Genomic DNA, 13,067 nt, shown 5'->3' on the forward strand with positions numbered 1-13,067 from the left:
TTGAAGTTGGATTACTTACGAATACCTAATTCTTTAATTAAAGAACGGTATTTTTCAATGTCTTTGCTCTTGATATAATCAAGAAGACTTCTACGCTTACCAACTAATTTTTTCAAAGCGTGCTCTGTGCTATAATCTTTTCTATTAACCTTTAAATGTTCGGTTAAATGCGAGATACGGTAGGTAAATAGTGCCACCTGGCCTTCAGAAGAACCAGTATCAGTATTAGACTTTCCGTATTTTTCGAAGATTTCTTGCTTCTTTTCTGCTGTTAAATACATAACGCTGTTTATTTATATGATAAAAATTGCGGTGCAAAGATAATTATAATTTGATTCTCTGCAACCTATAGCTTAATTTATTTTTAATCAAGTAATTATTCAGCATCACTGTGTTTGACTAATGCTTATTTCCCTTGCTCTTCAGCCATTTTATTCATCTCTTGATTGTAAATTTCTTCAAATTTCTTTTTGTCGTAATCAACTTGAAGTTTAGCATCATTAGAGATTCTGTTATTCATGCTATTCATCAAGTCTTCTTTATCAACTTCAATGGCAACAAATGATCTGTATTTTCCATCTGGCAATACACTTGATTTTTCGCAAGCAACAACAATATTGCTAATTGTTTCATCAGCAACCTCACGAGTTAAGTTCTCAAATTTTTGCTCAAATTCTGATGCAGACCCCATTTCACGCTCATTCACGTAACGATCTGTAACCGATTTTGTATTCGATTGAATTAAAGTTACCAAACGTTGTTTGGCTAATAACAATGCTTTTTCTTTTGAAAGAGTTAAATCACTACTTGTTGCCATTGAGAATGAACGGAAAGTATTTTTATCTGACCTACCATCTTTTTCACAAGGTAAATCTTCTAAAACTTGACCAACCTCGCTATTAGTTGCTACTTTCTCTTTCGACTTACAGCTGTATACTCCAAATGATACTACTAGAGCTATGGCGCTCAACTTTAATACTTTTGATAATTTCATAACTATTCGTTTTTGGTTTTTTATACTAATACTCTTAACCTAAGCAACAAAAAATAAGCCATTAAACTTAGGATAATGAATACAATTAAAACTTATACTTGAGATTCTTGCAATATTTTTTTAAATTTTTCAACCTGCTCGTGTGTACCTAAAATAAAGAGCTTATCTTCTTTTGATATCTTTATTTGAGGAGAAGGATTAAAAATATAAGTACCTTCTGGTGTTTTTAAGCCCACCAAATTAGCACCTGTTTTCTTTCTAAGGTTCAACTCATGAATATTCATTTTAGTATTCTCTTCAGAAATATGATCGCACGAAATCTCGGTTAAACGCACATCCATACTTCGTTGTAAAAGAATATTCTCCACAAACTCCACTACATCGGGCTGAGTAACAAGCTTAGCCATACGCTGCCCTCCTATTCTATCCGGCATAATAACGTTAGTAGCACCAGCATGTCTCAACTTTAAGTCAGACCTAAATTCGCTTGCTCTGCTAATAATTTTAAGCTTCGGATTCATCTCACGGGCTGTTAAAACTACAAAAATATTATCAGCATCATTGGGCAAAGCTGTAATTAATGCCTTTGCTTTTCTAATTTGAGCCATTTCAAGCACCTCTTCAGAACTTGCATCACCCTGTACGTATAGTAGTTTCGGATCTTCTAGAATACGCGCCACAACATGATCGCGTTTTTCTAAAATAACAAACTTCTCACCATGTTCTTTTAATTCAACACAGGCCTGAAATCCGTTACGCCCATAACCACAAACCACCACATGGTTTTCGAGTTTTACAATTTGTTTTTTCACTTGATACTGTTTATATGATTGTTGCAATGCTCCTTCTACCACCAAACGGGTAACAGAAGTAATTACATAACCGAAAATTCCGAAACTAAAGATAATGAGAAGAACTGTAAATAACTTACCGCCATCTGACAAAGGAACAACTTCTCTGAAACCCACTGTAGAAATTGTAATCATCGTCATGTAAAGTGCATCGATAAAACGTGCACCTTCAATAAGCATAAAACCAATAGCTCCAACAACAACTATTAATAGCAAGGCACTTACGCCATATACAATGGCTCTAAAATTATCTAAGTAGGGTACTCCTTTATTCACAGTTACTATTTAATGGCTAATACTTGATGACCTATTCTGCAGTGCAAGCACTTTTTAAGTTTACAATAATTATTAAACAAATATATTAAAGCCTGAGAATCTCCGGCACTTTTAACAGGTATTTCATTACACTTCCATTGATTAATTATTGAATTTCGTTCAGGTTTCATTTCAGAAAGCCATTTTAAGGCCTTTTGTTCATAGCTTACATTGCCATTCTTTTTACCAAATGTAAAAATATAAGGTATTATTGTATTGATGATGATATTTGAAATTGAAGTTTTTCCTAATCGTTTCTGAGTATCTTTAGATTCTTTACTAAAGGTATAATGCTTATCCCAGTAAACTGAGGCATCTACATTTAATAGTTTCTCAATATTTCTAATTTCTTGCTCCTCGGTTAAATTGCCAAAAACGCCTTTTAACTTATGCATCAAATTGGCTAACTGAGATAATCTAATGGTCGGGAAATTACTCGGGCGCAATCTTAAAAATTTCCAAAGAAAAGAATCTATCGGCTTTAAGCCGTGCTTTTGTTTTAAGAACTGGTAATCTGTCTGAAGCCGGGCGTAGTAATTATCACCAGCTGGCTCACTTAACATTCCGGCCTGACCGAATAGTAAAGCCTCTAATAAATCAATATCGTTACTATACTTTAAAAGGACTGATAGCGGAATAGATTGAGCCAATAGCTCAAAGGCAGTGCCATTTACACCCAATCCGAAACTTCGAAATAAGAGACGATAAAAAACCTCATCCCAATTATTGGTTGTATTATTTAACAAATGCTCTATGGAGTTTACTTTATGCTCTAAACGTTCAACTAACATTCGTTGTACCCATAAAGATATTTCAAAGGAGTTAATCTGGTGCAAATGAGAGACACATGCTATATCGTGTACACTTGATGTTAAACTTAAATATTCATCATATAAATCTTCTGAATATTTTATCACCAAACATGGAATTACCTCACCTTTCTGGCTTATTGCATCCTGATCAAACTGAGTAACAACATGCAAAATAACATTATTGTAGGCCTTATCTGTTTGATGATTATGAACAAGCCAATCTGAACTTTTTATATGAATTTCAACATTGCCAGCCCAAAGCGTATTATCAACCTTAACTTTTGCGTTAAAGAAATCGGCACCAGCATTTGTATTTAGTTCACCAGGATTTATAAGCTCTATTGTTTTACCACAAACAGTAAGGAGGTTATCGAGCTTGAATAATTTATGCTTCCATATATATTGTATGAATTCTTCATTTATCATGGAGTGTAAGTCTTAGGTTTATACTGACCATTAAGATACACAACAATATATACAAACAAAAAAAGCTCCCATAAATGGAAGCTTTTTAAATATGATAAGAATTGTTTTATCTACAATAAACCTTTGGCTTTTAAAAGATCAGCCATTTCTAACTGAACCTCTTTGGCTGCCTCGCCTGCTTTTACAGCAAAGTCTTCTTGGTTGCTAGCATAAATAATACCACGCGAAGAGTTTACTAATAAACCACACTTGCTATTTAATCCGTTTTCGGCCACTTCTTTTAAGCTTCCGCCTTGAGCACCAACTCCAGGTACTAATAAAAAGTGATTTGGGATTATATTTCTAATTTCTTGAAGTTTTTCGGCTTTTGTAGCACCAACAACATACATCAAGTTTTCTTCGGTACCCCACTCTGATGACTTTTTAATTACTTTTTCAAATAATCTTTCATCCCCTTCGGTTACATATTGAAAATCAGCAGCTCCTTTATTCGATGTTAAAGCCAATAAAATAACCCACTTATCAAGGTAAGTCATAAAAGGCTTCACTGAATCCTCGCCCATATAAGGCGCAACAGTTACTGAATCGAAATCCATTGTATCGAAGAATGCTTTGGCATACATATTAGAAGTATTTCCAATATCGCCACGTTTAGCATCTGCAATAACAAAAATCTCAGGATAGTTATTTTTAATATACTTCACAGTTTTATCTAAACTGTTCCATCCTTCAACACCCATACTTTCGTAGAATGCTAAGTTTGGCTTGTAAGCAACAGTGAATTCCTGAGTAGCATCAATAATTTCTTTATTGAATGCGAAAATAGGATCTGTTGTTTCTTTAAGATGTTGAGGAATTTTAGCGATATCAGTATCTAAACCAACGCATAAAAAACTTTTCTTCTTCTTTATATTTTCAAATAACTCTTGAGAATTCATTACTTCTAATTTAGCATCTAGCAACAGCTAGATTTATTACTAACTAATTTTTAATACTCTACCGAACCTTATTCAAGTTCACTAGCCTTTAAGCGCTCTGCATTTTCCTCTACAATTAAGCGATCGATGATACCTTGAATATCACCATCCATAACTGCAGGAAGATTATACATTGTAAAGTTTACGCGGTGATCGGTAACTCTACCTTGTGGATAATTGTAAGTACGAATCTTAGCTGAACGGTCACCAGTAGAAACCATTGTTTTACGCTTAGATGAAATAGCATCGAGGTACTTTTGGTACTCTAAATTGTATAAACGAGTACGTAACTCGATCATTGCTTTATCTAAGTTTTTAAGCTGCGATTTCTGATCCTGACAAGTAACCACAATACCAGAAGGAATGTGCGTTAAACGGATGGCCGAATAAGTAGTATTTACCGACTGACCACCAGGCCCTGATGAACAATAAGTATCCTTACGAATATCCTCTGTTCTTAAATCGATATCGAACTCTTCAGCCTCTGGTAATACAGCAACCGAAATAGCTGAAGTATGTACACGACCTTGTGTTTCTGTTTGCGGTACACGTTGTACACGGTGCACACCCGATTCGTATTTTAAGATACCATAAACGCCGTTTCCGGTAACATTAAATACAACCTCTTTAAAACCACCAGAGGTACCTTCACTTGAGTTAGTCACAGATACTTTCCAACCTTGCTTTTCGCAATACTTGGTATACATGCGGAACATTTCACCAGCAAAAATACTAGCCTCATCGCCACCTGCACCTGCGCGTAATTCAACCACACAGTTTTTATCATCTTCGGGATCGGCAGGAATTAATAGCAACTTGATGTCTTCTTCCATTTGCGGAAGTTTAGCCTCAAGCTCGTCTAATTCCATTTTAGCCATCTCCTTCATTTCAGCATCGTCCTCTTCCTTAAGAATAGTTCTAGCCTCATCGATGTTTTCGAGCGTAGTTTTATACTCATCGTGAGCAGTTACTACACGCTCTAATTCTTTATATTCTTTATTGAGCTTGATATACCTTTTAGTATCAGCAATCACCTCTGGGTCTGTAATTTGTTCCGATACTTCTTGGAACTTGATTACTACGCCACCCAACATTTCTAATAATTTATTCTCGCCCATTTTATTTTTGTTTTAAATATTCAATTATCAAGTTATTCTTCACACAATAGTGTTATTTGTTTACCAGATAATTGTAGCTAATATTTAAACTTACCGAATTCACTTTCGATAGTTAATTCAGTTTTTTCGCTTGCCTCAACTCTACCCACAATTTGTGCATCGATATTGAAAGACTCGCTTATTTTAATAATGTCTTCTGCAATTTCTTGAGGAACATAAATCTCCATACGGTGTCCCATATTGAACACTTTATACATTTCGTCCCAAGCTGTACCCGATTGTTCTTGAATTGTTTTAAACAATGGAGGAACTGGGAATAAGTTATCTTTTATAACATGTACATTCTCTACAAAGTGAAGCACTTTTGTTTGTGCGCCACCAGAACAATGCACCATTCCGCTGATTTGAGAACGATGTGCATCTAAAATTTTCTTAATTACCGGAGCATAAGTACGTGTTGCAGATAAAACTAATTTACCGGCATCAATATCTACGCCTTCAACAGCATCCGTTAATTTTAATCCGCCCGAGTAAACCAAATCAGAAGGAACTGAAGGATCGAAACTCTCAGGGTATTTATCGGCTAAATATTTAGCAAATACATCGTGACGAGCAGAAGTTAATCCGTTACTTCCCATACCGCCGTTGTACTCTTTTTCGTAGCTAGCCGTACCTGAAGATGAAAGACCAACAATTACATCTCCCGCTTTAATGTTATGATTTGAGATTACCTCATCGCGCTTCATACGGCAAGTAACCGTTGAATCAACAATAATGGTACGCACTAAATCACCCACATCAGCAGTTTCGCCGCCTGTTCCATGAATAGAAATACCCATTTCGCGTAGCTCAGCCAGTAACTCCTCAGTACCATTAATAATAGCTGAAATTACCTCACCTGGCACTAAATTTTTATTTCTACCGATGGTTGATGAAACTAAGATACTGTCGGTAGCACCAACACATAATAAATCATCAAGGTTCATGATAAGGGCATCTTGAGCAATACCTTTCCAAACAGAAATATCTCCTGTTTCTTTCCAATATAAATAGGCCAAAGAAGATTTTGTACCAGCACCATCAGCGTGCATGATATTACAATATGCTTCATCACCGCCCAAAATATCAGGTATAATTTTACAAAATGCTTTTGGATATAAGCCTTTATCAATGTTTTTTATTGCGTTATGAACATCCTCTTTAGATGCCGAAACGCCTCTCTGATTGTATCTTGAATCTGAACTCACAAATTTTTCTTTAAGAAATTCGGAGGACAAAAGTAATACAAATTACTTAGAAAAATGAAGTTTATGGTTTAAAAGCTTTCGTAAAACCATTCTTAAACAAGCATAGCATGAGTAAAAAATCAATGGTAAACACTCAAAAATGATTTCAATTGATTTTAAGCTGTTTTGGCGTGGCAAAGTGCCAAAGCTCATTTAAGACTTAGGCAGTGAATGGCAGTTTGCCAAAGCTTATTTAAAACCTAGGCACGTAATGGCAAAGCGCCAAAGCTAATTTAAGACTTAAGCAGCGAATGGCATTTTGCCAAAGCTCAACCAAAACTTAAGTAGCCAATGGCAAGATGCCAACGCTCGAAAAAAACCTAGGCAAGCTTTGGCAACACGTAAACGACTTCAACAATAAGCATAAATTTAAACGGTACCTTATCAAAGGTAAAAATCTACAATGTCAAAGATATATAGATTTACCCCAACCTTAGTTTACCTTCTGAAGGGGCTTTTCCATTACTATATTGTATTCGAAGCTTTTATCATTCACTTCTCCACTGGTAGAAAACTTCACCTTTTTATTAAGATATCCTTCCGCTGCAACTAAGAACACATAATCGGTATTTGGTTTTAGTTTTACCTTAAACTTCCCATCCGATGGTGATTTTACTTTCATAGTAGTACCATCACTTCCAATCAATCGCAGATAAGAACCTGTTACTATTTCCTCGTTATTATTGGTAATTAAACCGGTAAGATAAAAGTTTAATTTAGGTAAAACGAAACTATATATATTATCAATCCCTTTTGTACTGCCTCGCGAAGACGAAAATAATCCTACTTCATCCTTCCCTTGAAATACGATGCCAAAATCATCGCCAATACTATTTATTGGTTCACCCATATTGGTAACATCCCAGTTACCCTCTTCATTTAATTCTGCTTTAAATAAATCTAAACCACCGAATCCAATATGTGTATCTGAACTAAAGTACAAAATGCCATCCTTACGGATAAAAGGAAACATTTCGTTACCCGGAGTATTTATTGCCGATCCCATATTTATAGGTTCACCCCATTGTCCTTCTCCTGCTTTTTCAGCTTTCCAAATATCCTTACCTCCATAACCACCTTCCATATCGCTAACAAAGTATAAGGTTTCTCCATCAGCAGAAAGAGCAGGATGTGCAATTACAGTACTATCGAGCAAAGTACTATCCAAGGCCAGACTTGCGTTAATTGGTTCGCCCCACTGCCCTCCTTGTCGCTTACACGAAACAACCTCGGCCCCTGTGGGTTTTTCATTGTCGAATTTACACCTGGTAAAAAACAGCTCTTTGCCATCGTGAGAAACAAATGGAGAACCATCGTCGAATTTAGGATTATTGATGGGCTCCTCAAATGGAGCCGGATCTTCCCACGCCCCTTTGGCATTCTTCTTAGAATAAAAGATACTTGAGGTACCCTGACCGGTAATTCTATTTTTACGCTTACTTTTTCCCTCTACACGCATAGAGGCGAAAACCACGTAATCAAACTCTGTACCTGCATAAGTAGGAGAATAATCGCTGTATTTACTGTTTAAATCTTTTTCCTTAGCTATAATGTATCGATTGGGTTGTGGTTCTTTTTGCAGCATCATGCACGATGCTAAACCACGTTGTGCTCTAATATCAGCAGGCACCTTCTCTAAATATTCTTCATACTCAGGTATTGCCTTATCAAGCTTACCGGCTTTACGGTAACTTTCGGCCATGTAAAATTGAGCCTCACGTTCTGGGTACTCGTAACGAACCGCTTTTGAGTAGGCTGATGCGGCCTTCAAAGGTTTATTGGTTATACGATAACTCTCGCCCATATACCAGGCATATTCACCTTTATAGTATCTGTTTTTCTCTTTTGCATAAGCTTTTTTGTATAACTCAGCAGCACGAGTATATTCACCAATAGAAAACGACTTTTTGGCTTGAGTAAGTTTCTTACTTCCAGAACATGCACCTACTAGCACAGCAATAATCAGAAAGAATATATTTATATAACGCATTAAAGTAAATCTAAGATCTTAAATGACTTGTAAAAATAGATAAAATTACCTCAATAAAAACGTAAGATTCAAGTCTAATATTGTACGCGAGCAATAAAACACAAATTATAGTGCTATCCCATACTAGAAACCAACACATATTATACTCCGCTCACTAATAAATAAACTTTAAAACATAAAAAAAGGGTCGCAAATTGCGACCCTTATATCTGAAGTATTCTGAATACTATAAGTTGAATAAAATCTCACGATATTTTGGCAATGGCCACATTTCATCGTCAACGATTAATTCTAATTTATCAACATGATAACGAATTTGATCTAAGAAAGGACGAACTTTTTCATCGTAAGCATAAGCTTTATCTAAACCTTCTTCGATTTTATTACACTCTTTACGAGCTTCGATCATTTCTCCTCTCATCTTCTTAATTGCAGAAGTATGTGAAGAAATAGCTTTAATTAACTCTAAACGACTTCCTGCAAGAGCTTCAAACTCATCAGCAGGGAAAAGATCTTTAAGACCTTGTACATTCTGAATTAACTTAGTTTGATAAGCTACTGCAGTTGGTACAATATGGTTGATTGCTAAATCACCTAATACACGCGCTTCAATTTGAATTTTGTAAGTAAACTTCTCTAATTCAACTTCAACACGAGCCTCAAGCTCTTTCTCACTCATAATACCACCGTCAACTAATACTTTTTTAGATGGAGCATCAAGGTAAGTACTTAATGATTGTGGTACACTTGTAATGTTAGTTAAACCTCTTTTTTCAGCTTCAACTTTCCACTCATCAGAGTAACCATCACCATTAAAACGAATTGGTTCGAAAGCAATAATCATCTTCTTAAGAACTTGGAAGATAGCTTCGTCTTTCTTAACACCTGACTCAATAATAGCGTCAACAGCTACTTTAAACTCTTTTAATTCAGCTGCAACAGCTGCACTTAACATTGTTGTAGATACAGCTGCATTAGAAGCAGAACCTACAGCACGGAACTCAAAACGGTTTCCTGTAAATGCAAACGGTGAAGTACGGTTACGGTCTGTATTATCTAAGATAATTTCAGGAATACGTCCGATACCTAATTTAAGAGCTGTTTTCTCATCCGGAGTCATTTTGTGATCTGGTACCTCAGCTACAATTTTATCTAACATTGCAGAAACTTCTGTTCCTAAGAATGCAGAGATAATTGCTGGAGGAGCCTCGTTAGCACCTAAACGGTGGCTATTAGAAGCTGTTAATATAGATGCACGTAATAAATCTTGGTTTTTATATACAGCCATTAATGTGTTAACCACAAAAGTTAAGAACTGTAAGTTTCCTTTAGGATTTTTACCAGGAGCTAATAAAACTACACCTGTATCAGTACCTAAAGACCAGTTGTTATGCTTTCCAGAACCGTTGATTCCTGCATATGGCTTCTCGTGGAATAAAACACGGAATTTATGGTGACGCGCAACACGCTTCATCACATCCATGATTAACTGGTTATGGTCATTACCTAAGTTAGCCTCTTCGTAAATTGGAGCAAGCTCGAATTGTGAAGGAGCCACCTCGTTATGACGAGTTTTAATAGGCATACCTAACTTATGCGCTTCAACTTCTAACTCAATCATGAATTTAGATACACGCTCTGGAATAGAACCAAAGTAGTGGTCATCTAATTGTTGGTCTTTAGAAGAAGAGTGTCCCATTAAAGTACGACCTGTTAAAGCGATATCAGGACGAGCTTGATAAAGAGCCTCATCAATTAAGAAATACTCTTGCTCCCAACCCATGTTGGTATGTACTTTTGTTACATTTTTATCAAAATATTGACAAACTGCAGTTGCAGCCTCATCAACAGCAGCTAGTGCTTTTAATAAAGGAGTTTTATAATCTAATGCCTCACCTGTATATGAAATAAATACAGTAGGAATACATAATGTAGTACCTACGATAAATGCTGGTGAAGAAGTATCCCAAGCTGTATAACCACGAGCTTCGAATGTTTGACGAATACCACCATTAGGGAAAGAAGAAGCATCAGGCTCTTGCTGTGCTAATAATTTTCCTGAAAAGTTTTCGATGATAGAACCATCATCACCATAATCGATAAAACCATCATGCTTTTCAGCAGTTCCATCAGTTAATGGTTGAAACCAGTGAGTATAGTGTGTTGCACCATTTTCAATAGCCCAAGCTTTCATACCTGAAGCAATACCATCGGCTTGCTTACGGTCAATTGTACCACCTTTTTGGCTTGCAGATTGAACTGCTTGGAAAGCATCTCCTGAAAGGTACTTTCTCATTGTATCCTTGTTGAATACATTTTGCCCGTAATAATCAGTTACCTTATTTGATGGTAACGTTACTTCTTTAGCTGATCTAGAAAGAAGCTCTGATAATGCTTGAAATCTTAATGTTGCCATAATCCTTTATAATAATTAAGTTTTTCTTCGAGTTAGCGAAGCAAAAATATATAATTTCAATTTAAAACCTCGAAAAAATGCTTTTTTTTTCAAAAAAGTGAGGACTTTAACAAAAATAAAGACATTTTTAAGCCAAATACACCCTATTTATTAACACTTCCTTAATTATTTTTTAATTTCAATCGGATCTAAGTACAAAAAAACACGGAGCCCAAAATATTTTAACACTTTCAAAGCTCATTTACTTACAAATTGTAAGTAAAGTGAACTTTTATTTGTTTATTCTAGCTGTATAAAACAAAAAATAGGCTGAATAAAGAATTATTCAGCCTACTTATTAACAAAATATAAGTTTTACTTAGATAAGTCTGCAAACTCTTTATAAAAGTATGGAATAGCTTCGATACCTGTATAAAATTGCTCTAAAGGATAATTCTCATTTGGAGAGTGAATAGCATCCGACTCTAAACCAAAGCCCATTAAAACAGTTTTTACACCTAATATTTTTTCAAACTCAGATATAATTGGAATTGATCCTCCACTACGAACAGGAACTGGCTTGCGACTGTATACCTTTTCATAGGCTCGCTCTGCTGCCTGATAGGCCGGCAAGTCAATAGGACAAACATAACCTTGACCTCCGTGTAAGGATGTTACTTTTACTTTTACACAATCAGGCGCAATGCTTTCGAAATGCTTCTTAAACAACTCAGCTATTTTTTCATGATCTTGATTTGGCACTAAACGTGATGAAATTTTAGCGTAAGCTTTTGATGGTAGCACAGTTTTTGCACCTTCGCCAGTATAGCCACCCCATATACCACAAACATCAAATGATGGACGAATTCCGGTATGCTCGCTTGGTGTATACCCAGCTTCACCCAATAAGGCATCTACCCCAATAGCGCTTTTATACACTTCTGGATCGAATGGTGCTTGTGCCATTTTTTTACGTTCGGCATCTGAAACCTCAATCACATCATCGTAAAAACCAGGTATAGTTATATGACCATTCTCGTCGGTCATTTGAGCAATTAACTTAGTAAGTTCGTTAATTGGATTCGCAACTGCTCCTCCAAATAAACCAGAGTGCAAATCTCTATTAGGACCTGTTACTTCAACCTCCCAATAAGCCAAGCCACGCAGACCGGTGGTAATTGATGGAATACCTGGCGCTATCATAGAGGTATCTGAAACCAAAATCACATCACTCTTCAACATTTCTTTATGTGCCTCGCAAAAAGCAGGTAAATTCACAGAACCCACTTCCTCCTCACCTTCGATAAGGAATTTTACATTGCAAGGCAGCTGATTGGTTTTAACCATAAACTCAAAAGCCTTTGCATGCATAAAACTTTGTCCTTTATCATCATCCGCACCACGAGCTATTATTTTACCATCTTTAATAATCGGTTCAAACGGATCGCTTTCCCATAAATCAATCGGATCAACAGGCATCACATCCATATGAGCATAAACCAAAACTGTTGGTAATTTCTCATCAATTATTTTTTCGCCATAGGTAATTGGATTACCTGGCGTTTCAAAAATCTTTGCTTTATCAGCACCACCCTCTAATAGAATTTTCTTCCATTGCTCAGCACATTTGTACATATCAGGCTTATGACTTTCGATACTACTAATAGATGGAATTCGAATTAATTCAAATAACTCATCTAAAAATCGTTGCTTATTATCGCTTATGTATGTTTTTAACCCTTCCATAATAATTGTATTTTTTACCTTATCCATGCATTGTTATATCATAATAATAAGGTAACGATTAAATTTAGTGCAATGTAGAGAAGCAAAAGAGCTGAAAGAATGAGCATTGTCAAGTATCTATAAAAATAGATCGCCAGAATTTAGATAATAGGCATTA

At 35.8% G+C, this 13,067-nt stretch carries 10 protein-coding genes; all 10 read right to left on the reverse strand.

Translation table 11 applies throughout. The annotated features are described in order from the left end of the window. Positions 1–11: 11 nt before the first annotated feature. The gene (rpsO, locus tag A8B35_RS15510; RefSeq protein WP_068473844.1) at positions 12–281 is read right to left on the reverse strand and encodes a 30S ribosomal protein S15; all 270 of its coding nucleotides are present in this window, start codon (positions 279–281) and stop codon (positions 12–14) included. Positions 282–406: 125 nt separating this feature from the next. Continuing rightward, positions 407–994 carry a hypothetical protein gene (locus tag A8B35_RS15515; protein ID WP_068473847.1) on the reverse strand — a complete coding sequence of 196 codons (588 nt, stop codon included), beginning with the start codon at positions 992–994 and terminating at the stop codon, positions 407–409. Positions 995–1,086: 92 nt separating this feature from the next. Beyond that, positions 1,087–2,121: a potassium channel family protein gene (locus A8B35_RS15520; RefSeq protein WP_068473850.1), complete on the reverse strand. Its 1,035-nt coding sequence runs from the start codon at positions 2,119–2,121 to the stop codon at positions 1,087–1,089. A 5-nt stretch (positions 2,122–2,126) separates the two neighbouring features. Next, the gene (locus A8B35_RS15525) at positions 2,127–3,398 is read right to left on the reverse strand and encodes a DUF2851 family protein (protein ID WP_068473853.1); all 1,272 of its coding nucleotides are present in this window, start codon (positions 3,396–3,398) and stop codon (positions 2,127–2,129) included. Between the two features lie 110 nt (positions 3,399–3,508). After that, a complete protein-coding gene (gene pyrF, locus A8B35_RS15530) occupies positions 3,509–4,336 on the reverse strand; it encodes an orotidine-5'-phosphate decarboxylase (protein ID WP_068473856.1) in 828 nt (275 codons plus the stop codon). Between the two features lie 68 nt (positions 4,337–4,404). Beyond that, the gene (gene prfA / locus A8B35_RS15535; RefSeq protein WP_068473859.1) at positions 4,405–5,493 is read right to left on the reverse strand and encodes a peptide chain release factor 1; all 1,089 of its coding nucleotides are present in this window, start codon (positions 5,491–5,493) and stop codon (positions 4,405–4,407) included. A gap of 77 nt (positions 5,494–5,570) precedes the next feature. Further along, positions 5,571–6,740, reverse strand: coding sequence for an AIR synthase related protein (locus tag A8B35_RS15540; protein WP_068473862.1), 1,170 nt, complete (start codon positions 6,738–6,740; stop codon positions 5,571–5,573). A 472-nt stretch (positions 6,741–7,212) separates the two neighbouring features. Continuing rightward, the gene (locus A8B35_RS15545) at positions 7,213–8,769 is read right to left on the reverse strand and encodes a tetratricopeptide repeat protein (protein ID WP_068473865.1); all 1,557 of its coding nucleotides are present in this window, start codon (positions 8,767–8,769) and stop codon (positions 7,213–7,215) included. Between the two features lie 226 nt (positions 8,770–8,995). Then, positions 8,996–11,185: a glutamine synthetase III family protein gene (locus A8B35_RS15550; RefSeq protein WP_068473868.1), complete on the reverse strand. Its 2,190-nt coding sequence runs from the start codon at positions 11,183–11,185 to the stop codon at positions 8,996–8,998. A 354-nt stretch (positions 11,186–11,539) separates the two neighbouring features. After that, positions 11,540–12,937 carry a dipeptidase gene (locus A8B35_RS15555; RefSeq protein WP_245820801.1) on the reverse strand — a complete coding sequence of 466 codons (1,398 nt, stop codon included), beginning with the start codon at positions 12,935–12,937 and terminating at the stop codon, positions 11,540–11,542. Positions 12,938–13,067: the final 130 nt, after the last annotated feature.

This window comes from Saccharicrinis aurantiacus (assembly GCF_001660705.2).
In the GTDB taxonomy this organism is placed as follows: Bacteria; Bacteroidota; Bacteroidia; order Bacteroidales; family Marinilabiliaceae; genus Saccharicrinis; species Saccharicrinis aurantiacus.